Source organism: Geodermatophilus sp. SYSU D01045 (genome assembly GCF_054050295.1).
Genome location: NZ_JBJGZB010000038.1, coordinates 1 through 22,914, shown reverse-complemented (window position 1 = coordinate 22,914; position 22,914 = coordinate 1). Strand labels below are relative to the sequence as shown.

General features: G+C 77.1%; 22 protein-coding genes. 15 read left to right on the top strand and 7 right to left on the bottom strand.

Going from position 1 to position 22,914, the window contains the following annotated elements:
* Positions 1–87: 87 nt before the first annotated feature.
* Entirely contained in the window at positions 88–837 is a 750-nt protein-coding gene (locus ACI798_RS21435; protein ID WP_457048903.1) for a hypothetical protein, read from the top strand.
* A 21-nt stretch (positions 838–858) separates the two neighbouring features.
* Here the strand turns inward: ACI798_RS21435 and ACI798_RS21430 are convergent, their stop codons facing one another.
* The gene (locus ACI798_RS21430) at positions 859–2,127 is read right to left on the bottom strand and encodes an AI-2E family transporter (RefSeq protein WP_456939197.1); all 1,269 of its coding nucleotides are present in this window, start codon (positions 2,125–2,127) and stop codon (positions 859–861) included.
* A gap of 148 nt (positions 2,128–2,275) precedes the next feature.
* On the opposite strand from ACI798_RS21430, the gene ACI798_RS21425 reads away from it, so the two are divergent.
* The gene (locus tag ACI798_RS21425; protein WP_456939198.1) at positions 2,276–3,265 is read left to right on the top strand and encodes a rod shape-determining protein; all 990 of its coding nucleotides are present in this window, start codon (positions 2,276–2,278) and stop codon (positions 3,263–3,265) included.
* A gap of 16 nt (positions 3,266–3,281) precedes the next feature.
* Here the strand turns inward: ACI798_RS21425 and ACI798_RS21420 are convergent, their stop codons facing one another.
* From ACI798_RS21420 to ACI798_RS21410, 3 genes are all read right to left on the bottom strand, one after another.
* The gene (locus tag ACI798_RS21420; protein ID WP_456939199.1) at positions 3,282–6,335 is read right to left on the bottom strand and encodes an FtsW/RodA/SpoVE family cell cycle protein; all 3,054 of its coding nucleotides are present in this window, start codon (positions 6,333–6,335) and stop codon (positions 3,282–3,284) included.
* A gap of 17 nt (positions 6,336–6,352) precedes the next feature.
* On the bottom strand, positions 6,353–7,492 hold the full coding sequence (locus ACI798_RS21415) for a hypothetical protein (protein WP_457048902.1): 1,140 nt from the start codon (positions 7,490–7,492) through the stop codon (positions 6,353–6,355).
* 180 nt (positions 7,493–7,672) lie between these two features.
* Positions 7,673–7,936 (bottom strand): hypothetical protein, encoded by a 264-nt coding sequence (locus tag ACI798_RS21410; RefSeq protein WP_457048901.1) that lies wholly within the window; start codon positions 7,934–7,936, stop codon positions 7,673–7,675.
* Positions 7,937–8,247: 311 nt separating this feature from the next.
* Here ACI798_RS21410 and ACI798_RS21405 point away from each other — a divergent pair, with 311 nt between their 5' ends.
* The 3 genes from ACI798_RS21405 (at position 8,248) to ACI798_RS21395 (ending at position 10,016) form a co-directional block, all read left to right on the top strand.
* Positions 8,248–8,499, top strand: a complete 252-nt coding sequence (locus ACI798_RS21405; protein ID WP_456939202.1) for a hypothetical protein — start codon at positions 8,248–8,250, stop codon at positions 8,497–8,499.
* A gap of 362 nt (positions 8,500–8,861) precedes the next feature.
* The gene (locus ACI798_RS21400; RefSeq protein WP_457048900.1) at positions 8,862–9,077 is read left to right on the top strand and encodes a DUF1918 domain-containing protein; all 216 of its coding nucleotides are present in this window, start codon (positions 8,862–8,864) and stop codon (positions 9,075–9,077) included.
* Positions 9,078–9,572: 495 nt separating this feature from the next.
* Entirely contained in the window at positions 9,573–10,016 is a 444-nt protein-coding gene (locus ACI798_RS21395) for a DUF4383 domain-containing protein (RefSeq protein WP_456939205.1), read from the top strand.
* A 57-nt stretch (positions 10,017–10,073) separates the two neighbouring features.
* On the opposite strand, the gene ACI798_RS21390 is transcribed toward ACI798_RS21395, so the two are convergent.
* Entirely contained in the window at positions 10,074–10,658 is a 585-nt protein-coding gene (locus tag ACI798_RS21390) for a sensor histidine kinase (RefSeq protein WP_456939206.1), read from the bottom strand.
* A 257-nt stretch (positions 10,659–10,915) separates the two neighbouring features.
* Between ACI798_RS21390 and ACI798_RS21385 the strand changes: the two genes are divergently transcribed.
* The 4 genes from ACI798_RS21385 to ACI798_RS21370 are packed head-to-tail and all read left to right on the top strand — an operon-like array spanning position 10,916 to position 14,988.
* Positions 10,916–11,593 carry a hypothetical protein gene (locus ACI798_RS21385; protein WP_456939207.1) on the top strand — a complete coding sequence of 226 codons (678 nt, stop codon included), beginning with the start codon at positions 10,916–10,918 and terminating at the stop codon, positions 11,591–11,593.
* Positions 11,590–12,411 carry a glucose 1-dehydrogenase gene (locus ACI798_RS21380; protein ID WP_457048899.1) on the top strand — a complete coding sequence of 274 codons (822 nt, stop codon included), beginning with the start codon at positions 11,590–11,592 and terminating at the stop codon, positions 12,409–12,411. Before ACI798_RS21385 ends, ACI798_RS21380 begins: the two co-directional genes overlap by 4 nt.
* Positions 12,408–13,343: a cyclase family protein gene (locus ACI798_RS21375; RefSeq protein ID WP_456939209.1), complete on the top strand. Its 936-nt coding sequence runs from the start codon at positions 12,408–12,410 to the stop codon at positions 13,341–13,343. The genes ACI798_RS21380 and ACI798_RS21375 overlap by 4 nt, the downstream gene beginning before the upstream one ends.
* 10 nt (positions 13,344–13,353) lie before the next feature.
* Positions 13,354–14,988 (top strand): FAD-dependent oxidoreductase, encoded by a 1,635-nt coding sequence (locus tag ACI798_RS21370; RefSeq protein WP_457048898.1) that lies wholly within the window; start codon positions 13,354–13,356, stop codon positions 14,986–14,988.
* 173 nt (positions 14,989–15,161) lie between these two features.
* Here ACI798_RS21370 and ACI798_RS21365 read toward each other — a convergent pair whose 3' ends face one another.
* Positions 15,162–16,430: a cation:proton antiporter gene (locus ACI798_RS21365; protein WP_457048897.1), complete on the bottom strand. Its 1,269-nt coding sequence runs from the start codon at positions 16,428–16,430 to the stop codon at positions 15,162–15,164.
* A 12-nt stretch (positions 16,431–16,442) separates the two neighbouring features.
* On the bottom strand, positions 16,443–17,846 hold the full coding sequence (locus tag ACI798_RS21360; RefSeq protein ID WP_457048896.1) for a dihydrolipoyl dehydrogenase family protein: 1,404 nt from the start codon (positions 17,844–17,846) through the stop codon (positions 16,443–16,445).
* Between the two features lie 115 nt (positions 17,847–17,961).
* Between ACI798_RS21360 and ACI798_RS21355 the strand changes: the two genes are divergently transcribed.
* From ACI798_RS21355 to ACI798_RS21330, 6 genes are all read left to right on the top strand, one after another.
* Positions 17,962–19,791: a glycoside hydrolase family 15 protein gene (locus ACI798_RS21355; RefSeq protein ID WP_457048895.1), complete on the top strand. Its 1,830-nt coding sequence runs from the start codon at positions 17,962–17,964 to the stop codon at positions 19,789–19,791.
* Positions 19,792–19,894: 103 nt separating this feature from the next.
* Positions 19,895–20,611, top strand: coding sequence for an RNA polymerase sigma factor (locus tag ACI798_RS21350; RefSeq protein ID WP_457048894.1), 717 nt, complete (start codon positions 19,895–19,897; stop codon positions 20,609–20,611).
* Complete coding sequence (locus tag ACI798_RS21345; protein WP_456939215.1) at positions 20,604–20,906, top strand: zf-HC2 domain-containing protein; 303 nt, start codon at positions 20,604–20,606, stop codon at positions 20,904–20,906. Before ACI798_RS21350 ends, ACI798_RS21345 begins: the two co-directional genes overlap by 8 nt.
* A gap of 171 nt (positions 20,907–21,077) precedes the next feature.
* Positions 21,078–21,326, top strand: coding sequence for a PLD nuclease N-terminal domain-containing protein (locus tag ACI798_RS21340; RefSeq protein WP_457048893.1), 249 nt, complete (start codon positions 21,078–21,080; stop codon positions 21,324–21,326).
* Positions 21,327–21,445: 119 nt separating this feature from the next.
* Positions 21,446–21,979 carry a hypothetical protein gene (locus ACI798_RS21335; protein ID WP_457048892.1) on the top strand — a complete coding sequence of 178 codons (534 nt, stop codon included), beginning with the start codon at positions 21,446–21,448 and terminating at the stop codon, positions 21,977–21,979.
* A 28-nt stretch (positions 21,980–22,007) separates the two neighbouring features.
* On the top strand, positions 22,008–22,682 hold the full coding sequence (locus ACI798_RS21330; RefSeq protein WP_457048891.1) for a hypothetical protein: 675 nt from the start codon (positions 22,008–22,010) through the stop codon (positions 22,680–22,682).
* Positions 22,683–22,914: the final 232 nt, after the last annotated feature.

Here is a 22,914-nt window from a genome sequence, read left to right as displayed (position 1 = left end):
CCGCGGACCGGACCCGGGGAGCCCCCACCGCCGCCCCGGGCACGGCAGGATCGCGGGCGGTCGCAGCCACGCACGGCGGGAGGTGCCGTGGAGCTGGAACTGGAGTTCCTGCCGGTGGTCAGCGGGCGGCGGGAGCTCGTCGCCTGGCTGGTGCTCGGCTTCCTGGTGACCTTCCTCGTCACCCGCTTCGTCACGCACGCCATCCGGCTCGGCCGCGGGCCGTTCCGGGACGCCAGCGTCGGCGGGGTGCACCTGCACCACGAGGTCTACGGGATCTTCCTGCTGCTGGGCACCGGGACCGTCGAGTTCACCTACCGCCCCGCGGGAGCGGGCGCCGTCCTGGTCGCGGTGCTCTTCGGCGCCGGCGCGGCCCTCACCCTCGACGAGTTCGCCCTGTGGCTGCACCTGGAGGACGTGTACTGGTCCCGGGAGGGCCGCAGCTCGGTGGACGCGGTGCTCATCGCGCTGGTCGTCGGCGTCCTGCTGCTGGCCGGCGCCAACCCGTTCGACGCCGACGACGCCGACAGCGAGGTGGCCCTCGCCCTGACCGTGGTGGTCAACCTGCTGTTCGCGCTGGTCGCCGTGCTCAAGGGCCGCGTCGTGCTCGGCGTGGTGGGGGTCTTCGTGCCGCTGGTCGCGCTCGTGGGCGCGGTGCGGCTGGCCCGGCCCACCTCCCCGTGGGCCCGGCGCCGGTACCCGCCGGACGGCTCCCGCGCGCGGCGCGCGCTGCGCCGGTTCCCGCCGGGCCGGCGCAACCGCTGGGACGGCCTGGTCGACCTGTTCACCGCCGTGCCGCGCACCGCGCCGGCGGCCCCGGGCACCTCCGCCGCCGGCTGACCGCCGGCGGGCCGTCCCGCGTCAGTGCGGCGGCCTCCGCAGCCGCCACCGGCGCGGCCGGGGGCGGGGCGCGGCCGGGGCGTCCACCAGCTCGTAGCGCCGCCCGTAGGTCTCCACCACCGACTCGACGGCGGCGACGACCGGGATGGCCACCAGCGCGCCCATCGGCCCGAGCAGGCTCACCCCGACGATCACCGAGCCGAGGGCGACCGCCGGGTGCACGTGCACCGTGCGCGCGGTGATCCGCGGCCCGACGAGGTAGTTCTCCACCTGCTGGTAGACGGTGCCGAAGACCACGACCCACAGCGCGTCCGACGGCTGGCCGGCCAGCGCCACGATCGCCGGCAGGCCGATCGCGAGGTAGGTCCCCACGGTGGGGATGAACTGCGACACCAGGCCGGTCCACAGCGCGAGCGGCAGCCAGAACGGCACGCCGAGCGCCGCCAGGAACACCGCGGTGACGAACGCGCTGAGCAGGGCCAGCAGGAACCGGGAGAACACGAAGCCGCCGGTCTTCTCCACCGCGATCTCCCAGACGGTGGCGATCACCCGCTGCTGGCGGGGCGGGAAGCGGCGGGAGACGGAGTCCCGCAGCGCGGGGGCCTGCGCTGACATGTAGAAGGCGAACAGCAGGAACGTCAGCGTCTGGAAGATCGCGCCGATCACCGTCGTCACGAACCCGAGGACGCCCGGGGTGAGGTCCTCGACGACCTGCTGGACCCGCTCGGGGGTGAGCTGCAGGGAGTCGACGACGTCGCCGGCCTGCAGCTGCGTGCCGAAGGTCCGGTTGACGGCGTCCACGAGGCTGCGGACGACGTCGGGCAGCGAGGTGACCAGCCCGGCGAGCTGGTCGACCAGCAGGGTGCCGAACGCGGCGATCAGGCCGATCGCGAGGAGCACCACGGCGAGCATCACCAGGCCGGTGGCGGCCCCGCGGCGCAGTCCCCGGCGGGTGAGGGCGTGCACGGCCGGCTCGATGCTGATCGAGAACATCCAGGCGAGGAACACCAGGCCGAGGAAGCTCCGCAGGTGGGTGAACGACCAGGCCGCCACCTGGTAGGCGGCGACGGCGAGCAGCACCAGGAGCAGGACCCGGCGCAACCAGGGCGGCTCGGCACCCCAGCGGCCGGGCGCCGCGCCGTCGGCCGGGCCGGGGGGCGTGACGGGCGGCGTGACGGGCGGCGGGACGGGCGGCGTCAGCGGGGGCGTCACCGGGGGCGCGGCAGCGGGCGGCGGGGCGGCCGGCACCTCGCGCCCGGCGGTCCCGTCGGGCTCCCCACTCCCCGGCACGCTGGCACGGTAGAGGGGACCGGGACCTCCGTCGCGGGCCAGAGGTCTCCGGTCGGCAGGACCTCCGTCGGGGCGCGCCGGGGCATCTGGACCGGACCCGGGACCCGCCGCCAGACTGGCCGGGCACCCGTCGGTCAGGAGGCACCGCGTGGAGCTCGGGATCGATCTCGGCACCGCCACCACCGTCGTGAGCGACGTGCGCCGCGGGATCCTCTACGACGAACCGACCGTCATGCTCGTGCGCCGCGGCAGCGGCCGCCGGGACCGGGTGCTGGCCGTCGGCCGGGAGGCCGCCGACCTGCTCGGCCGCGCGCCGTCCCGGTACGCCGCGGTGCGCCCCCTCGACGACGGGGTGGTCACCGACCTGGAGACCACCCGGACCTACCTGCGCGCGGTGCTGCGGGCGGCGGGCCAGCGGCTGTGGCGGATGCCGGTCCGCGCGGTGGTCACGGTGCCGGTCGGGTCCAGCGCGCTGGAGCACCGGGCGCTGCTGGAGGCCGCCGAGGAGGCGGGCATCCGGCCGGTGACCGCGCTGGACGAGGCGGTCGCCGGCGCCGTCGGCTGCGGCCTGGACCCGCTGGAGCGGCGGGTGCACATGGTCGTCGACGTCGGCGGCGGGCGGGCCGAGGCGGTCGCCTTCTGCTACGGCGGCGTGCTCGCCTCCCGGACCAGCAAGACCGGCGGCGAGGAGATGACGCTGGCCGTCGCCCGGTTCCTGCGCGAGCAGCACCAGCTGCTGGTCGGCGACCTCGAGGCGGAGGCGCTCAAGGTCCGGCTCTCCTCGGCCGGGGACGAGCCGCTCGTCGTCCAGGGCCGGGACGGCGTCACCGGCCGGCCGCGGCTGGCCACCGTCCCGGCGGCGGAGGTGGCCGAGGCGCTGCGCCCGGTCGTCGACGACATCGTGCGGACCCTGGCGCCCTGCCTGGACGACCTCCCGCCGCAGGCGATCGCCGACGTGATGGGCGAAGGCGTGCTCGTCTTCGGCGGGTCCTCCCTGATCCCCGGCCTGCCGCAGGAGCTGGAGCGGGTCCTCGGCCTGCCGGTCAAGCCGGCCGAGGAGCCGCTGACCTGCGTCGCCGACGGCGCCGCGCGGGCGCTGCGGAACCGGGCGCTGCTGTCGGCCTACGGCCGCCGCTGACGCCCGGCGCCGCCGGTCAGGGGGCCTGCACCGGCTCGGTCGCGAGGACGTCGGCCCGGTGGTCCAGGTAGTGGCGCAGGCCCGCGGACACGACGTCCTTGGCGTTGTTGGCCCCCGTCCCCGGCCCCTGCACCATCGCGGTCACGACGATCTCCGGGGCGTCCATCGGGGCGGCGACGGTCAGCCAGTTGTCGTACTCGTCGTCGCGCAGCCCGCCGTCCTGGGCCGTGCCGGTCTTGCCGCCGACCGGAGCCGGCAGGTCCGCGAGCCGGACGGCGGTCCCGCTGGTGACGGCGTCGCGCATCCCCTCGCGGACCGGGCCCAGCTCGGCGGCGTACGGCAGCGGCGCCGGGGCCGGGGTGGGGACGGCGGTGTGCGCCCCCTGGGTCCCGATCGACATGCCCAGCCGCGGGGTGACCAGGGCCCCGGTGCTGAGCGCGGCGGTCCACCGGGCGTTCTGCAGCGGCGTCACCGTGATCTCGCCCTGGCCGATGCCGAGGATGACGGTGGACCCGCCGTACCAGGTGCCGCCGTCGGCCTCCACGGACTCCGGCGTGCCGAGGTACCCGGCCGACTCGCCGGGCAGGTCGATGCCGGTGCGCTGGCCGACGCCGAGTGACTGCGCGGTGTCGATCATCGCCTCGGGGCCGAGGGCGACGGCGAGCTTGTAGAAGTAGACGTCGTTGGAGATGGCGATCGACTCGCGCAGGTCCATCGGCCCCATCGGCCGCCAGTTGCCGAAGGTGTGCCCGCCGTAGGTGAAGCTCCCCCCGGTCGGGATCACCTGGCCGGGGTCCCACACCCGGTGGGCCTGGTTGGCCGCGGCGACGACGAGCTTGAACGTCGACCCGGGCGGCGCGACCGCCTGCGTGACGTGCTCGAGCGTCGGTGCCCCGGGCGCCGAGGCGAGCGCGTCCAGCGCGCCGCGGTCGGCCGGCGGGCCGTAGACGTTGTTGTCGAACGACGGGGCGCTGGCGATGGCGAGCACGTGCCCGGTGCGGGGGTCCATGGCGACGGCGGCGCCGATCTTGCCCTGCGGCCGCGGCTGGGCGCGCAGCGCGGCGGCGAGGCCGGCGTCCAGCTGCCGCTGCAGCCCGAGGTCGATCGCCAGCCGCAGGTCCGCGCCGGGCACGGGCTCCACGCGGCCGGCCAGCGCGACGGGCACGCCCGCCGGGTCGACGTACACGCACTGGCGCCCGTTGGTGCCGCGCAGCACCGCGTCGTACTCCAGCTCCAGGCCGGCCCGGCCGACGATCTCGCCGTTGGGCAGGCCGGACCAGCGCTCCTCCGACTCGGCGGTGGCCACGCCGACGAAGCCGAGGACCGGGCCGAGCAGCGCACCCTCCGGGTACCAGCGGCGGGGCTCCGGGACGACGAGCACGCCGGTGATCCCGGCGGCGGCGACCGTGTCGCCGACGGCCCGGGGCACCTCGGCCACCGGCAGCGACAGCGTGGTGGCCTCCGCCGCGTCGAGCTGGGCCTGCAGCTCGGCGGGCGGGCGGGCGGTCAGGCCGGCGAGCCGCTCGACGGCCGCGGCGTCGTCGCGCACGAGGGCGGGCACCGCGAGCACCCGGTCGACGCCGGTGCCGGCGGCCGCGGCGTCGACGGCCAGCGGGGCGTCGTGCCGGTCGGTGATGGCGCCGCGGGGCGCGGGCAGCCGGATGCAGCGGGTCATCTGCTCCTCGCCGGCGAGGGTGAGCTCCTCGCCGCGGGTGACCTGCATCCGCCAGCCGTAGAGCCCGAAGGCGACGAGCAGCACGGAGAGGGCGGCCGCGGCCAGCCGGAGCAGCCGCGGGCGCGGGTTGCGCCGGCCCGGCGCCGCCCACAGCCGCCGGCGGACGCTGTCCCGGCGGACGCCCAGCACGACACCGATCGCGGCCAGGTGCACGACCAGCGCCGTCCCGCCGTAGCTGAGCAGCGGGAACGGCACGCCGGCCAGGGGCAGCAGACCGAGGTTGGCCCCGATCGAGACGACGGTCTCGACGCCCATGAGGATCGCCAGCCCACCGCCGACCAGCGCGGCCTGCGGCGTGCGCGCCCGGCGACTGGCCAGCGCGAGCCGCCACACGAGGACGACGACGGCGAGCACCACGGCGGCGCCCGCCAGCAGACCCCACTGCCCGACCAGGCTGGCCGGCGCGAGGTCGGTCTGCCCCTCGGGCAGGTACTCGGCGCGCAGCTCGCGCAGCGGGTCGCCGGCCCGCCCGGTCAGCCCGCCGGAGGCGACGGCGATGTGCGCCTGCCGCAGCGCCCAGCCCGAGCCGGTCGGCGACTCGTGGGCGCCGACCAGGAAGGTGCCCAGCCGCTGCAGCTGGTAGGGCTGCAGCAGGCTGATCATCAGCGGCGCGGAGACCACGGCCGCGGCGCCCAGCGGCAGCAGGAAGCGCGCGGGCACCCGGCCGAGGACGAGCATCGACGCGGTGAGGACGACCAGCAGCATGGTGGTGCTCAGGTCCGGCTGGAGCAGGGTGAGCGCGATGGGCACGACCGCCAGCAGCACGGCGAGGCCGAAGCGCCGCCACGCCGGCCGGGCGGAGCCGAGGACGGCGGCGAGGACCAGCAGCAGCCCGAGCTTGGCCAGCTCGGAGGGCTGGAAGGTGACCGCGCCCAGGACGAACCAGCGGGTGGCGCCCTTGACCGTCACCCCGACCGTGAGGACGCCGACGAGGAAGACGACGGCCGCCACGTAGGACACCCAGCCCAGCACACCGAGGTACCGGACGCGGACCCGCCAGAGGGCCGCGAGGGCGAGGATGCCCCCGGCGGCGATCAGGCCCTGGCGCAGCGCGAGGTCGTGCGCGCCGATCAGGTACAGGTTGGCCAGCCCCAGCCCGACCAGGGCGAGGGCGGCGACCACGGCGAGCAGGTCGAACAGCGCGCTGCGGCGCTCCCGGCGCTCCTCCCGGGTCCGGCCCCGCCCGCCCTCGGCGGCCGGCAGCCCGCCCGGCTCCAGCGGGGAGTCCTCCGGGACGGCCCACAGCACGCGGCGCTGGCGGCGGCTCCACCGCCGGCCCGCCCGGCGGTCCCCCGCGTCGTCGTCCGGCCGGCCGGCGGGCACCGAGTACGGCATGCGGCTCTCCCGTCGGGTCAGCGGGTGCGGAGCTCGGGCGGGCAGGAGCCCACGGACAGCGGCGCGGAGGCCGCGGTCGCGGGTGAGTCGGTGACGGCCAGGACCGCGACGGCCGGCAGGGGCGGCAGCGCGACGACGCCGACGGCCTCGGCCCGCTCCCGTCCCGGCGGGACGGCGACCGTGCCGCCCGGCGCGGTGGACGTGTCGCCGGTGCAGCGGTCGACGAGCAGGTAGGACCAGGTCACCCGCTGCTCCGCGGCGCCGGGGACGAGCCGCACCTGCACCCGCACGGTGCACGGCTGCCCCGGCTCGCACGCGTCGAGGCCGCGCAGGTCGACCGCGGCCACGCTGCCGGCCGACGCCGGGGCCGGCCGGGTGATCGGCACGCCGTCGGGTTCGGGCTCCGCGGTCGGCTGGACGCCGCTGCGCCCGGCGTCCAGGAGCACGTCGACGTCGGCGGCGATCTCGTCCCGCAGCAGGACCACCTCCGTCGTGACCGCCGCGGCGAGCACCACGACCGAGAGCAGCCACGCCCCGACCCGCCGCGCGGTGCGGGAGGTCTCGCGCCGGACCGGGCGCGAGACGGTGCCGCGGACGGCGGCCGCCGCGGCGGCGCCCACCGGCCCGCCTGTCGCGATGGACCGCACCAGCGCGCCGAGCTCGGCGCGGACGGCGCCGCGGTCGATCCCCGCGGCGGTCTCGCCGACCCGGCGCGCGACGGGAGGGACGCCGGCGTCCGGCAGGGCCGCCACCGCCGCGTCGAGCGCGTCCAGCAGCGGGTCCTCCGCGTCCGCCGCACCGGGGCGGGACCGGGCGGTGGCGACGACGTCGGCGAGCACCGCGGCGACGGCGGGACCCGACGGCGTCGCGGAGGGGTGGAGGCCCACCTGCCCGTCGGTCCCCACCGCGACCCGGTCGAGGAGCGCGCGGCCGCCGGCGGCGTCCGGCACCGGCAGCTGCGCCGCCTGCTCCAGCACGCCGGCGGCCAGCTCCAGGGCCTGCGGCGAGGTGAGCCGGGCCAGGGCGAGCAGGCGGGCGAGCGCGACGCCGTCGGAGGGTGCCGGGGACGGACCGGCCGGCCGCTGCTGGGCCGGATGGGCGGGCGCGGAACCGTCGTCGAGGCCTCCGGACGCCCGTTCGATCGTCAGGTCTGCCACTGACTGTCACCCGCCCATCCGTGCGCTCAGGATGTTCCCCGGGTCCGGCGCCGCCCAGGCTGGTGCACGAGGCCCCGCCTGTCACCGGGTCGGCGCACGCCGTCGCACCGGAACCGGCGAGTCGCGCTGTGGACCGGCGCGTCGCGCCCGCGGTCCCGCCTCCGGAGGGGTGTCCCGGTCTCAGCCGGGCGCCCGCGGGGAGGACCCCACGCCGCGCAGCGCCGCCAGCCGGCTGCGGTACTCGTCCTCGCCGATCTCCCCGCGCGCGAGACGCTCGGCCAGCAGCTCCTCGGCCGTCGGCCGCGGCGGGACGGGCGGCGGCTGCCCGCCCGTCCGCACCAGCGCCCGGAACAGGCCCACCACCACGGCGAGGAGCAGCACGGCGCCGGCGGTCAGGGTGAACCAGCCCCAGCCGCTCATGTGGTCCCAGCCGTACCAGCCCATGGGCGTCCGCCTCCTCGCCGGCGCGTCCTGCTCCCGCCCCGCGACGTCACCGTGCCGAGCCGGGTGCGGTCCGCTCCAGGGGCGGTGGCCCCTCCCGACCGCGGGCGGAGTGCCCTGTCCCCCGAAGGCCGCACACGACGCAGGTCAGCCGCCTGCGGCGGCACGGGTCGGCGCCGCGGCCCGGAGCCCGCCGCCGGCGCGGCCGGGGACCGTCCGCGCGGCCGGAGGGCCTTCCGCCCCTGCCCCGCTGCTCCCGTCCGGGGCCACCGTGACCGTGCACGGCGAGGCCGTCGGAGCGGGAGGAGACCGCGATGCAGGACGGACGCACGTCGCGGCTGCAGGACCAACTGCGCCAGGTGGAGGCCGAGATCGACCGGACCCGGCGGGCGGCGGAGGAGAGCCGCGCCTGGGTCGGGCAGCGGGCCGAGGGGGCCACCGATCCCGAGGACCGGAGCGCCGCCATCGCCGAGGCCGAACTGCAGGAGGCGCTGCTCGGCGTCCTGACCCGCCGCCGGGACCGGCTCCTCGACCGCATGCGCGACCTCGACGGAGCGGCACGATGACCCGACCCGGCGCCGGCGGTCAGCGGCCCCCGGTGGAGATCCGCCGGCCGGAGGGCGTGTACCCGTAGCGGCGTCCACCTGGAGCCGCGCGGCTCGCCCCGTCCGCGGCCGCCGCCACGACGACCGGCCGACGGCCGGCGTCGCCCCGGCCACGGCGGCGCCCCCGAGCCACCGGCGCGGGTCCTGCCGTCCACGTCCGCCGGACGGTGACCGACGGTGGCAGCAGCAGGGACCGAGGTCCGTGCCGACGTGGGCCGCACGGCCGTGGCCGGGACCGTCCGTCGGATCGACGCTGGTGTCCCCGGGCGGCCCGCCGGACCCGAGCACCGGGCCGCCCGGCCGGACGGGAGGAGGCGGCCGCCGTGCGGGCGCAGGTGGGCGACTGGCTCGTCGTGCCCGGCCGGCGACCGGACGACGGCCACCGCGAGCCTCTGGTCCTCGAGGTCGCGCACGCCGACGGCAGCCCGCCCCGCTCGGTCCGCCGGCTCGACGACGAGCGCACCGGCCTGGTGTACCCCGGACCGGACGCGACGCTGCGTCCCGGGCGGCGGCACGTGGGCGGGTGCGCGGGGGTCTGATCGAGCCGGAGGGCCGCACGTCCGTCGCGTCCCCCGACCTCCGGGTCCGTCGACGGTCCCGGGCCGGGAGTCCGGTGGGGTGACCGCCGGAGCCCGGACGCCGAGCCGCCACCCCGTCGCGCTCGGCTGACGTCGGGACAGGGACGCCGACCGGACCGAGGATGAGTCATGGGCACGCTCGACGGGAGGTCGGTGCTGGTCAGCGGTGGCGCGTGGGGCATCGGCGCGGCCGTCGCCCGGGCGGTGGTGGCCGAGGAGGTCGCCGCCCTCGTGGTCTTCCTCGCCCGTGACGACAGCAGCTCCTCCACCGGGTCGGGAGTCCGTCGTCGACGGGGGCACGGTGACCGGCCAGGTGCCGCCCGGCTGACCGGAGACCTCCGGCACCGCTGCACGCCGACGGAGGTCCCCGCCCCCGGTGACCTGGTCCTCTGGCGCCCCGCCGGGCGCGGCGGCTCACTGGGGCCCTCATCGCGGACGCCGTCGGAGGAGGTACCCATGTCCGCACGAGACCGCACCGTCAGCACTCCCGGGGCGTGGACGTGGCCGCAGGTCGCTGCCCTCGTCGTCGGTGCCGTCTACACGATCGCCGGCATCGCCGGGTTCTTCGTCACCGGGTTCGACGACTTCGCCGCCCACACCGGGGAGGAACTGCTCGGCTTCGAGATCAACCCGCTCCACAACGTGGTCCACCTGGCCGTCGGGGTCGCCGGCCTGGCCCTCGCCCGCTCCCTCGCCCTCGCGCGCACCTACGGCTGGCTGCTCGCCGTCGGCTACGGCGCCGCCCTCGTCTACGGGCTGATCGCCATCGGGGAGACGTGGGACTTCCTGGCGATCAACGCCGCGGACAACTGGCTGCACGCCGTCAGCGCCGCCATCGGGCTGGCCATCGCCCTCGGCCCGGTCCAGGCCGCCGTCGGCCGCCGGACGACGCGGGTCTGACCCGGACTCCGCCCGGGGCCGGCCACGGCCCCGGGCGCGAGCCGTGGCACCGCGCGATCACCGCAGCGGGACCGCCCAGGTCAGCCGGGTGCCACCGGCGGGTCCCGGCTCGACGACGCAGGACCCTCCTCGCGCGCTCGCCCGTCGGTGCAGTTCGGCCAGGCCGCCGTCGTCGGGGAGGTCCGCCGGTGCGCTGCCGTCGGCGACGACCTGCAGGGTGACGCCGCCGTCGGCGACGGTGAGCGCGACCTCGACGGGACGGGAGCCGGCGCGCCGGCCCGGGAGGGTCAGGGCTGCTCGCAGGACGTCGACCAGCTCGCCGACGACGGGCTCGGGCAGGTCACCGAGGGGTCCCGCGACGCTGGTGGTCGGGGCGGGGGTGACCGCGGTGACCGCGTCGAACAGCCGGGACGCGTACCTGCCGGAGTCCGTCACCGGGCGGTCGGCGAGCGCGAGGACCGCCAGCCTGATCCGCTTGATGGCGTCGTCGAGCTCGGCGGTGGCCGCCTGCAGACGCTGGGCGAACGGTCCGGGGCCCAGGCCGGCGGCGACGCCGTAGACGGTCAGCCCGGCCGAGTACAGGTCGCGGACGATCTCGTCGTAGAGGCCCGCCGCGACGTCGTCGTACTCGGACGGCCACATGCCCCTCGCCTCGGTCCGGCCCACCAGCGGGCGCCTGGGGCACCGGGGGTGCCCGGAACGCATCGGTCCGCAGGCGACGGTAACGCTCCGGGCCGTGCGTGCCGACGGTCGACGGCGCGGCCGGCCCGCCGCGGTCGGTCCGGGTCGCGGGCATCGGCACCCTCCACGCGGAGGGACGGGACACGCGGAGTCGGCGGTCGCGCCTCGTCCGAGGAGGGCCGCGTAACGAACGGGCGCCGGCGTGGGACGACGGGTGCATGACGCGCACCTCACCGCCGGCACTCGTCACGACCCGGCACAGCTGGCACCTGCTCGCCGAGCACGTCCTCGCCGCCGGGCAGTTCGCCGCCTCCGGGACCATCCGGCTGCGCCCGTTCCCCGGCGGCTACGCCACCACCCGCGGCGTCGGCGGCCGGCAGCTCGCCGTCGTCGCGGACCGGCTGGTGGTCGTCGACGGCGACGCCCGGCACCAGCACCCGCTCACCACGCTCGGGGCCGCGGCTGACGCCGCCGGCGTCGAACTCGGCCTGCGCGGCAGCTACTCCCCCGCCACGGTCCCCGACCCCGACGCGCCCCTGCCGGTCGACGCCGTCGCCGCGCACCGGCTGGCCGCCTGGTACGCACTCGGTGACGCCGCCCTGCGCCGCTTCGCCGCCGCGCTCGGCACCCCGGCCGACCCGGTGCTGTGGCCCGAGCACCTGGACCTGGCGATCACCCTCGACGCCGTCAACTACGGGGTCTCGCCCGGCGACGACGCGACACCGGAGCCCTACCTCTACGTCGGCCCGCACGAGGGGCCGCCGTCGGACGACCCGTTCTGGAACGCCCCCTTCGGCGCCCTGGTCGGCGCCGGCCGCATCCGCACGCCCGACGACGCCGTCGCCTCCTTTACCGAGGGACGGGCACGGGCACTCACCGACAGGAGCAGGACGTGAAGGGTCTGCAGGGCAAGAAGGCGCTGGTCACCGGCGGCAGCTCCGGCATCGGGCAGGCGATCGCCATCCGCCTCGGTCAGGAGGGCGTCGACGTCGCCATCAACTACGTCGGCGCTCCCGAGGGCGCCGAGGAGACCCGGGAGGCGATCGAGCACGGCGTGGAGATCTGCATGAAGGAGATGTCCGCAGCCGGCACGCACCCGATCCTGGTGGCCGCCGACGTGTCCTCCGAGGGCCAGGTCGGCGCCATGTTCGAGCAGGCGCTCGGCGAGTACGGCCGGATCGACCTGCTGGTCAACAACGCCGGCATCCAGGTCGCCGCCGACAGCGACGCGCTCGACGCCGCCGCCTTCGACCGGGTGCTCGCGGTCAACCTGCGCGGCGCCTTCCTGTGCAGCCGGCAGGCCGTCCGCACGTGGCTGGCCACCGGCTCGCCGGGCTGCGTCGTCAACGTCTCCAGCGTCCACCAGGTGATCCCGAAGCCCCGCTTCCTCGGCTACTCGGTCTCCAAGGGCGGCATGCAGAACCTCACCCGCACGCTCGCCCTCGAGTACGCCGCCCGCGGCATCCGGGTCAACGGCATCGGCCCGGGCGCGACGGTCACCCCGATCAACCGGTCCTGGATCGACGACCCCGTCAAGCGGCAGATGGTGGAGAGCCACATCCCGATGCGCCGCGCCGGGGACGCCGAGGAGATGGCCGCGATCACCGCGTTCCTCTGCTCGGACGAGGCCGCCTACGTCACCGGCCAGACCCTGTTCGTCGACGGCGGGCTCACCCTCTACCCGTCGTTCGAGACCACCTGGTCCTCGGAGTGACGGCGCTGGACCGCCCGCCCTCGGCCGACGAGCGGACGGCGGGCTGGTTCCCCTCCCGCTGGGGGCCGGACGACGCCGCGGGCGCGCTCAACGAGATCACGCCCGAGGTCGTCGTCGCGGCGGTCGCCCTGGTGCGGACCGGGCGGGTGCTGGACCTGGCGCACGTGCTGCACGCCGACGTCCCGGCCTTCCCCGGGCGGACGTTCCGCTCCTACCTGACGACCAACGCCCACTTCGTCAACCGCCGCCGGCCGGACGGCGGCGGCCCCGAGGGCTGGGGCCGCAACGGGGTGAACTGGGTGGTCGAGCAGATCACCGCCACCCAGCAGATGGGGACCCACCTGGACGCGCTCAACCACCTGCAGGTCGGCGACCGCACCTACAACGGCCACAGGCTGGCCGACATCGCCGAGGAGTGGGGCACCAACCGGCTCGGCGTGGAGACGCTCCCGCAGGTGGTCACCCGCGGCCTGCTGCTCGACGTCGCCGCCGTCCGCGGCGTCGACGCCCTGGGCCCCGGCGACGTCGTCACGGTGGACGACGCCCGGGCCGCGCTCGGCGGGCGGACGCCGCGCCCGGGGGACGCCGTGCTGTTCCACACCGGCTGGGGCCGGTTCTGGAGCGAGGACCCCGGGCGGTACTCCTCCGGCGAGCCCGGCCCGGGACTGGAGCTCGCGGGGTGGCTGGCGGAGCGGCGGATCGCGCTGACCGGCTGCGACACCTGGAGCCACGGCCCGGTGCCGCCCGAGGACCCCGGCGAACCGTTCGTCGTCCCTCAGACCCTCAACGTCCGGCACGGCGTCGTCGTGCTGGAGAACCTGCGGCTGGCCGAGGCGGCCGCGGCCGGGCTGCGCGAGTTCTGCCTCGTCGTCAGCCACGCCAAGCTGCGCGGCGCCACCGGCGCCTGGATCACCCCGCTCGCCATCACCTGAGGAGGACCCCATGGCCGAGCACGCCGACGTCGTCGTCATCGGGTCGGGAGCCGGCGGCGGCGCGGTCGCCTGGGCGCTGGCGCCCACCGGGAAGCGGGTGCTGGTCCTCGAGCGCGGTGACTGGCTGCCGCGGGAGGTCGAGAACTGGGACCCGCGGGCACTGTGGGCCGACAAGCGCTACGCCAACAGCGGCCAGTGGACCGACGGCGCCGACGGGCGGCGGTTCACGCCGAAGCAGCACTACTACGTCGGTGGGAACACCAAGTTCTACGGCGCGGTCCTCTACCGCTTCCGGGAACGGGACTTCGGGCCGGTCCGGCACGTGGACGGCGTCTCGCCGGCGTGGCCGATCACCTACGCCGACCTCGCGCCGTGGTACGACCGGGCCGAGCAGCTCTACCAGGTGCACGGCACCCGCGGCGAGGACCCCGACGACCCGCCGGCGTCCGGCCCGTACCCGTGGCCGGCGATCAGCGACGAGCCGCGGATCGCCCAGCTGCGCGCGGACCTGACCGCCGCGGGCCTGCACCCGTTCTCCCTGCCCAACGGCATCCTGCGCGACGAGGCGCAGCCGCACCTGTCGGCGTGCATCCGCTGCGCCACCTGCGACGGCTTCCCGTGCCTGGTGCAGGGCAAGGCGGACGCCGAGGTGATGACCGTCCGGCCTGCGCTGCGGTCCCCGAACGTCGAGCTGCGGACCCGGGCGCGCGTGGTGCGGCTGGAGACCGACGCCTCGGGCCGCCGGGTCTCGCGGGTCGTCGTCGACCGCGAGGGCGTGCGCGAGGAGTACACCGCCGACGTCGTCGTCCTGGCCGCCGGCGCGATCAACTCCGCCGCGCTGCTGCTGGCCTCGGCGTCCGACCGCCACCCGGCCGGGCTGGGCAACGGCTCCGGGCACGTGGGCCGGCACCTGATGCTGCACAACAACTCCGGCCTGGTCGCGTTCTCGAAGACGCCGAACCCGACGCGCTTCCAGAAGACGATCGGCGTGAACGACCTCTACTGGTCCGACCCGTTCGACCCGGACTGGGAGTACCCGGTCGGCTCGATCCAGATGAACGGCAAGAGCGACGCGGTGCTCATCGGCTTCGACGTCCCCGACGCCCGGGACCCCGCCGACCTCGCCCGCCACTCGATCGACTTCTGGCTCACCACCGAGGACCTGCCGCTCGACGAGAACCGGGTGACCGTGGACGCCGACGGCGGGATCCGGCTGTTCTACCGCCGCACCAACGCCGCCGAGGTCGCCCGGCTGCGGATGCGCCTGATGGGCCTGCTGGACTCCATCCGGTGCGAGCAGGACGTGTACGAGAACCGCCAGTACGCGGGCGGGCAGCTGGGCATCGGCGGGGTGGCGCACCAGAACGGGACGATCCGCTTCGGGCCGGACCCGGCGACCGCGCCGCTGGACCTGGATTGCCGCATGCACGAGGTCGAGGACCTCTACGTGGCCGACGCGTCGTTCTTCGTGTCGAGCACCGCGGTGAACCCGACGCTGACCATCGTCGCCAACGCGCTGCGGGTCGCCGACCGGATCGCCGAGCGCCTCGGTGTGCCCGGCGCGGCCGCCGCCGTGCCGCGGCCGCGGACCGGCTCGCAGCCGGAGGCCGGAGCGTCGCAGGAGGCCGGGGCCGGGATGGCCTGACGCGCCTGACGCGGACGCTCGTGCTCTGCCCACCCCGGGTGGGCAGAGCACGAGTCCGTGGGCAGAGCATCCGTGGGCAGAGCATCCGCGTGGGCAGAGCATCCGTGGGCAGAGCACGAGCCGGTCGGCGTGGCACGGGTTCCCCGGGATCGGGCCGCCCGCCCGGCCGTGGGTCAGGCCGGAGGCCGCTCCGGCACGGTCTCCGCCGGGCGCGGCGCCGGCGTCCCGCCCGGCCGCGGACCGGCCGGCCCGGGTTGCGGCTGCACCTGCGGCTCCCGGCCCAGCAGCCCGAGCGCCACCGCCGGGTACCCCAGCACCGACAGCAGCCCGGCGCAGACCAGCGCCGCCCCGGTCACCGGGTCCAGCCGGCCGGTGGCCTCCCCGATCTGCACCGCGGTCACCAGGAACGGCAGCGAGGTTGCCTGCAGCAGGCCGACCGCGGCCGCGCCCCGCCGGCCCAGCGCCGGGACGTGCAGCACCGCCGGCAGGCCGCGCACGAGGAGCAGGACGGCGAGGAACACCGGGACCCGCAGCAGCGCGCCCGGCTCCTCGACCAGCCCCCGCAGGTCCAGCCGCACCCCGCTGGCCACGAAGAACACCGGGATGAGGAACCCGAACCCGATCGCCTCGAGCTTGAGGCGGAAGTGCGGGTGCGTGGCCGAGTCGCGGTCGAGCACGCCGACCAGGGCGCCGGCCAGGAACGCGCCGAGCAGCAGCTCCAGCCCCAGCCGCTCGGCGAGGACCACGAACGCGAACAGCAGCACGACCACCAGCCGCACCCGGATCTCCGCCGTCGTGTCCTGCAGCCGGACGAGCACGTCCCCCAGGCGAATCGACATCCCGACCCGGCCCAGCACGACGGCCAGGACCGCGACCAGCACGCCGAGGCCCGCGAGGACGGCCGCCGTCGTCCCCGCGCCCCCGCCGGAGGCCGAGAACAGCAGCGTGAGCAGGACGATGGCGGAGAAGTCGGCCACCGACGCGCCGGCGATCGTGGTCTGCCCCACCGGGGAGGCCACCTGCCCGGCGTCCTTGAGCACCGGGACCACCAGCCCCAGCGCGGTGGCGGTCAGCGCGACGGCGAGGAACAGCGGGCTCGCGGTCCAGCCCAGCGCGTCGGCGCCCAGCCCCACGAGCGCGGCCAGCCCGAGGCTGACCGCGTAGCCCAGCCCCGCCGTCCCCAGGGACCGCCCGCGCAGCCCGCGCAGGTCGATCTCCAGGCCCGCGAGCAGCAGCAGGAAGGCCAGCCCGACCAGGGCCAGCACCTGAACCGGCAGGTCCACCTCGACCCAGCCCAGCACCGAGGGACCGAGCACCACCCCGGCGACGATCTCCAGGACCACCGACGGGACGCGCAGCCGCGGCGCCCAGCCCAGCGCCAGCGGCACCGCCGCGGCGACCGCCGCGACCACCAGCAGGTTCGTGAACGAGACCTCGGGCACGGCGGTCCCCCGTCAGAACCCCGCCGCCTCGAGGGCGTGCAGCCACACCTCGGCGACGGTCGGGAAGGAGGGGACGGCGTGCGCGAGGTCGGCCAGCGGCACCCGGGCGGCGACCGCGACCGTCGCCGAGTGCAGGAGCTCCTGCACACCGCTGCCGGTGATGGTCACGCCGGCGAGGACGCCGGCCGCCTCGTCCACGACCAGCCGCGTCGTCCCGCCGAGCCCCTCGCCGGAGACGTAGGACCCGGGCACCTCGCCGGTGCCCACGTCGACCACGCGGACGGCGAGGCCGCGCTCCCGCGCCTGGGCCGCGGTGAGCCCGACCGCGCACACCTGCGGGTCGGTGAAGGTGACCCGGGGGACGGCGTCGCGGCTGGCGCGGTCCCGGGCGTCCCGGCCGGTGACCACGTCCGCGGCGACCCGCGCCTGGTACTTGCCCATGTGCGTGAACGGAGCCAGCCCGGTGCAGTCGCCGACCGCGTACAGCCACTCCCCCGCGACGCCGACGGCGCGCAGCCGGTCGTCCACCGCAAGCGGCCGTCCCGGCGTCAGCCCCACGGTCTCCAGCCCGACGTCGCCGGTGCGGGGCCGCCGGCCCACGGCGACCAGCACCTCGTCGGCGGTCACCTCGTCGCCGGTGTGCAGGGCGGCCCGCACCGGCCCGTCGGACCCCTCGCGGCGGATGCCGGTCAGCAGGGTGCCCAGCCGCACGGCGACCTCCTCCCGCTCGAGGGCGTCCCGCACCTGCTCCCCGGCGAAGGGCTCCTCCCGCGGCAGCAGGCGGTCCATCCCCTCGACGACGGTCACCTCGGCCGCGCCCAGCCGCCGGAACGCCTGCGCCATCTCCAGCCCGACGGCGCCGCCGCCGAGGACGAGCAGCCGCCGGGGCACCTCCTTCGCCGACGTCGCCGACCGGTTGTCCCAGGGCCGCACGTCGGCCAGCCCGGGCACCGGGGGCAGCACCGGCACCGACCCGGTCGCGAGCACGACCGCCCGCCGGGCGGTCACGACCGGCCCGCCCGCCACCTGCACGCACCGTGGCCCGGCGAGCCGGCCGGTCCCGCGCAGCAGGCGGATGCCGTGGTCGGCGAGCCACTCCTGCTGGCCGCGGTCGTCCCACGACGCGGTCATGTGGTCCCGGCGGGCGAACGCCGCGGCGGCGTCGACCGGGACGTCGAGCACGGCGCCGGCGCCCGGCACCCGCGCCGCCGCGGCCCGCACGTCCCCCGGGCGCAGCAGCGTCTTGCTGGGGATGCACCCCCAGTAGGAGCACTCACCGCCGACCAGCTCGCTCTCGACCAGGGCGGTCTCCAGGCCGCGGTCGGCGCAGCGGCCCGCCGCCACCTCCCCCGCCGGGCCACCACCGACGACGACGACGTCCACCTCGAGCACCTCGGACACACCGGACTCGGACATCGGACCTCCTCGCTCTCGCCGTCCCCGTCCCCACGCCCCGGCCGGGCGTTACGCGTAACGGCACCGGCGGCGGCGCGACTGCACAGGCACGACCGCTCGACCCCGGGAGACCGCCATGAGCTCCACCCCCATCGCCGACCTCGCCTTCCTCTCCGACCGGCACTCCTGCGCGCTGGTCGACCGCGCCGGCACCGTGGAGTGGCTGTGCTTCCCGCGCTTCGACGGCCCGGCGGTGTTCGCCCACCTGCTCGACGACGACGCCGGCCACTGGTCGGTGCACCCGGACGGCGAGTTCACGGCCACCCGCCGGTACGCCGGCCGCTCGCTGGCGCTGGAGACGACGTTCCGCACCGCGGACGGCGAGCTCGTGCTCACCGACGCGCTCGGGCTCGGGCCGGACAACGGCGGGCACCGCATCGGCGTCGACGCCCCGCACGTGCTGGTGCGCCGGCTGGCCTGCACCGCAGGCGAGGTGGAGGTGCTCGTCGACTACCGGCCGCGGCCGGAGTACGGGCTCATCGTGCCGCTGCTGTCCCACCTCGACGGCGGGGTCGCCGCACGCGGCGGCGCGGACTGGCTGGTGCTGACCCTGCCGGCGCCGGCGGAGCTCGACGAGGGCCGGGCCACGGCGCGGCTGCGGCTGCGCGCCGGCGACGTCGTCCACCTCGCGCTGCAGCGCAGCACCCTCGGCGACCCCGTGCCCGCGCACGTGTGGTCCCAGCCGGAGCTGGCCGGGCTGCTCGACCGCACGCTGGAGGCCTGGGAGTCCTGGTGCGCCCTGCACCAGTCCTACGACGGCCCCTGGGCGGACCTGGTCCACCTCTCCGGGCGGGTGCTGCAGGGGCTGTCGTACCAGCCCAGCGGCGCGGTCGTCGCCGCCGCGACGACGTCGCTGCCCGAGGGCGTGGGCGGCGAGCGGAACTGGGACTACCGCTACTCGTGGGTGCGCGACGCCAGCTTCACGATGGAGGCGCTGTGGGTGGCGGCCTGCCCCGACGAGGCCGAGGACTTCTTCGCCTTCATGACCACCGCCGGCGCCGGGGGCATCGGCCCGGACGTGTCGCTGCAGATCATGTTCGGCGTCGCCGGGGAGCACGACCTCAGCGAGCGGACGCTGGACCACCTGCGCGGGTGGCGGGACAGCCGCCCGGTGCGGGTCGGCAACGGCGCGTGGGACCAGCGCCAGGTCGACGTCTACGGCGAGCTGCTCGGCGCGGCCGCGCGGCTGCGCGACCAGCTGGCCGGCCTCGACGAGGAGACCCGCTGGTTCCTCGCCTCCTGCGCCGACACCGCCGCGGTCCGCTGGCGGGACCCCGACCAGGGCATCTGGGAGGTCCGCGGCGAGCCGCGGCACTTCCTGTACTCGAAGGTCATGTGCTGGGTGGCGCTGCACCGGGCCATCGAGCTGGCCCCCCGGCTCGGCTGCGAGGACCGGGTCGACGAGTGGGCGAAGACGTGCGAGGAGATCCGCGACACCGTGCTGCAGCAGGGGTGGAACGAGGAGGCCGGCGCCTTCACCCAGTCCTTCGGGTCCACCGCGCTGGACGCCTCGAACCTGGTGCTGCCGATCGTCGGCTTCCTGCCCGCCGACGACCCGCGGATGATGGCGACGATCGACGCGATCGCCGAACGGCTCACCGACGAGCGGGGCCTGGTCTACCGCTACCGCACCCAGGAGGGGGTCGACGGGCTGGCCGGCGAGGAGGGCACCTTCCTGCTGTGCACCTTCTGGCTGGCCGAGGCGCTCGCGCTGGCCGGGCAGGTGGAGCGGGCCCGTGCGGTGTTCGAGCGGGCGGCCGGCTTCGTCAGCGACCTGGGCCTGCTGGCCGAGGAGGTCGACCCGGCCACCGGCGAGCTGCTCGGGAACGTGCCGCAGGCGTTCAGCCACATCGGCCTGGTCAACGCGGCGTGGGCGATCGACCAGGCCGAGCGGGCCCGGAGGTGAGCGTCCCGGCGGGACCTCCTCCCCTGACGTCCCCGGTCCCGGCTCCGCAGGATGGCCGCAGCGGTTCCCCGTCCCCGGTCGTCGCGGCGCGAGGAGCAGGTCCATGCCACAGGAGTCGGGCTCCTCGGCGGTCGCCGCCGCCGTCCGGGAGGGCGGGAGCGAGGCCCAGGCCGAGCTGCTCGAGCGCCTGCGCGCCGGGGACCGCGGTGCCTTCGGGGACCTGGTGGACGCCTGGTCGGGCGCGCTGCTGCGCGTGGCCCTGCTGCACGTGTCGACACGCGCCTCCGCCGAGGAGGTCGTGCAGGACACGTGGCTGGCCGTGATCCGGCAGCTGGACCGGTTCGAGGGCCGGTCCTCGCTGCGCACCTGGGTGTTCCGGATCCTCGAGAACCAGGCCCGCTCCCGGGGCGCCCGGGAGGTCCGCGTGCTGCCGTGGTCCTCCGTCTTCCCCGACGGGGACGGCCCGGACGCCGGCCCCACCGTCGACCCGGCCCGCTTCCGCGGCAGCGCGGACCGGTGGCCCCGGCACTGGACCGACGCCGGCGCGCCGCGCCCCTGGCACCCCCCGCCGGAGGAGGCCGTGGAGGCCGGCGAGGTCCGCCGGGAGCTGCGCACGGCGCTGGCCGAGCTGCCCGAGCGGCAGCGCACCGTGGTCGAGCTGCGCGACGTCCACGGCCTGACGTCGGAAGAGGTCTGCGAGCGGCTGGGGATCAGCGCCGGCAACCAGCGGATCCTGCTGCACCGGGGCCGCGCGCGGCTGCGCGCCCGGCTCGAGGACGTGTACCGCGGTGCCCCGGGGGAAGGAGAGGACCGTGGCTGAGCTGCCGGCGCCCCGCCCCTCCGTCGACGACGTCCTGGAGGTCGCCTGCCAGGAGTTCGTCGAGCTGGTCACCGAGCACCTCGAGGGCGCGCTGCCCGAGCCGGTCGACCGCGCGGTCCACGCGCACCTGGAGCTGTGCGACCCGTGCGTCGTCTACCTCGAGCAGGTCCGCGGCACGGCCGCCGCGCTGCGGGCGCTGCCGGTGCCGACGCTGCCCGACGCGGCCCGCGAGCGGCTGCTCGACGTCTTCGGCGCCCTGCACGGGGACGCCGGGGAGGGCGCCCCGGCCTCCTGAGCGGCCGATCACCTCCACCACCCCGTCGGGGCGTCCGGTCTGGCGCGGCGGCGACCGGCGCCCGGAGTGCCGAACGTCCCGCCCGGCAGGGACGCACCGCCCCTCGCGCCCGGCCGGCCGGCCCCGGAGGCTCGACGGGACGGGACCCGCACCGGTGCCGAGGAGGCCGCCATGACGTCCGCGAGCACGACGTCCGCGAGCCGGGACCGGGCACGCCGCTGGGCGGAGCTGACACCGCGGGAGCGGGGCGTGCTCCTGGGCCTCGGCGCGGTGCAGGTGTCCCTGGCGGTCGCCGCGTGGACCGACCTGGCGCGCCGCCGTCCCGACCAGGTCAACGGCCGCCGGGCCGTGTGGGCGGCGGTCATCGCCGTCAACTGGGTGGGTCCCGCCGCCTGGTTCCTGTGGGGCCGCCGCCGCTGAGCGGCCCTCCTCGGCAGCGACCTCCGGCCCGCCCGCCGGGGCCCTCCGCCCGTGACCGCCGGACGGCGGCGCCGCGCAGCATCGGCAGAAGCGACCGGAACCCGAGGGAGGACGTCCCCGTGAGCCGTGCACTGGTGGTCTACGAGTCCCTGTTCGGCGACGCCGCCGCGATCGCCCGCGCGGTCGCCGCCGGCCTGTCGGAGTCGCTGCCGGCCGACGTCGTCGCCGCGGCCGACGCGCCGGCCGAGATCGGCGCCGACGTCACCCTGCTCGTCGTCGGCGGCCCCAACCACGCCTTCGGCATGCCGCGGCCCTCCACCCGGCGCAGCGCGGCGGACCAGTACGGCGCCGCGGTGCCCGATCCCGGCACCGGCCTGCACGAGTGGCTGGAGTCCGTACGCGCGCCCGGCGGGGTGTCCGCCGCCGCGTTCGACACCCGCGGCAGCGGCCACCCGGTGATCGCGAAGATGGACCATGCGTCCCGCACCGAGGAGAAGCTCCTCGGCCGGCTGGGCGCCCGCGTCGTCGCGCCGGCCGAGCACTTCTCCGTCGTCGGCACCACGGGGCCGCTCGTCGAGGGCGAGGAGGAGCGGGCCCGGGCGTGGGGCCGTGACCTCGGCGTCCGCACGACCTCCGCCGCGGCCGGCCGGTAGCCGGGGACGCGACCGGGAGGTGGAGACCGTGAGGCCCCCGACCGCGCCGGTGAGGCCGCCGGAGGACACCGGACCGCGGCTGACCCCGCTGATGGCCGTGCTCGAGGACGTGGCGACCGCCGTCGTCCGCGGCCGGGCGGGCCTGCCGGGACGGTCCGCCTGCGTGGTCCTGCACCCCGACCGGCTCGAGGTCGAGGGGCCGTGCGGGACCGCCGCGCCGGCCTCCCTGCTCGCCGCCGGCGGCCTGGTGCTCGACCTCCGCGCGGCGCTGGCGGCCGCGGGCTGGGCCGCCACCGCCGACCGCCTGCCCTCGGGGCCCGGCGGCCCGGTGGCCGTCCTGCACCCCGTGCCCGGCCTGCCGGACCCCGACCTCGCCGCCCTCCCGCCGGTCGCGCCGGCCGGGGAGCCCGGCGGGGACGACGTCCCCGCCGGCGTGGTCGCGCGCCTCGCGGCCGCGGCCGCCGCGGAGGGGGCGCCAGTCGTGTCGGTCGGGAGGCGGCCGCCGGTCCTCGTCCTCGACTGGCGCACCGACGACGCCGCCGCGTGGCTGCGGACGGGAGAGGCGCTGCAGCGCGTGGCCCGCACCGCCGTGGCCCTCGGCTGCACCGCGGTCCCCTCCCCGCCCGCCGGCGGGCGCGCGCGGATCGCCGTCCGGCCGGGCCGCCGGCAGGGGCACCCGGCTCTCCCGGGGGAGCCGTCGTGAGGGCCGTGCGGTCGTGAGGGCCGTGTGGTCGTGAGGGCCGTGTGGTCGTGAGGGCCGTGTGGTCGTGAGGGCCGTGTGGTCGTGAGGGCCGTGTGGTCGTGAGGGCCGTGTGGTCGTGAGGGCCGTGTGGTCGTGAGGGCCGTGTGGGAGCACGTCCTCGCCACCGCGCCCGCGGCCGCGGCGCACACCCCCGCGGCGCGCTGAGCCGCCCGCCGCGACCGGCGGGCGGCTC

Bases quoted from the DNA above. Each gene is read 5' to 3' on its own strand.
- ACI798_RS21420 (WP_456939199.1), bottom strand. From the start codon at position 6,335: ATGCCGTACTCGGTGCCCGCCGGCCGGCCGGACGACGACGCGGGGGAC.
- ACI798_RS21410 (WP_457048901.1), bottom strand. From the start codon at position 7,936: ATGGGCTGGTACGGCTGGGACCACATGAGCGGCTGGGGCTGGTTCACC.
- ACI798_RS21405 (WP_456939202.1), top strand. From the start codon at position 8,248: ATGCAGGACGGACGCACGTCGCGGCTGCAGGACCAACTGCGCCAGGTG.
- ACI798_RS21395 (WP_456939205.1), top strand. From the start codon at position 9,573: ATGTCCGCACGAGACCGCACCGTCAGCACTCCCGGGGCGTGGACGTGG.
- ACI798_RS21390 (WP_456939206.1), bottom strand. From the start codon at position 10,658: ATGTGGCCGTCCGAGTACGACGACGTCGCGGCGGGCCTCTACGACGAG.
- ACI798_RS21385 (WP_456939207.1), top strand. From the start codon at position 10,916: ATGACGCGCACCTCACCGCCGGCACTCGTCACGACCCGGCACAGCTGG.
- ACI798_RS21370 (WP_457048898.1), top strand. From the start codon at position 13,354: ATGGCCGAGCACGCCGACGTCGTCGTCATCGGGTCGGGAGCCGGCGGC.
- ACI798_RS21360 (WP_457048896.1), bottom strand. From the start codon at position 17,846: ATGTCCGAGTCCGGTGTGTCCGAGGTGCTCGAGGTGGACGTCGTCGTC.
- ACI798_RS21355 (WP_457048895.1), top strand. From the start codon at position 17,962: ATGAGCTCCACCCCCATCGCCGACCTCGCCTTCCTCTCCGACCGGCAC.
- ACI798_RS21350 (WP_457048894.1), top strand. From the start codon at position 19,895: ATGCCACAGGAGTCGGGCTCCTCGGCGGTCGCCGCCGCCGTCCGGGAG.
- ACI798_RS21340 (WP_457048893.1), top strand. From the start codon at position 21,078: ATGACGTCCGCGAGCACGACGTCCGCGAGCCGGGACCGGGCACGCCGC.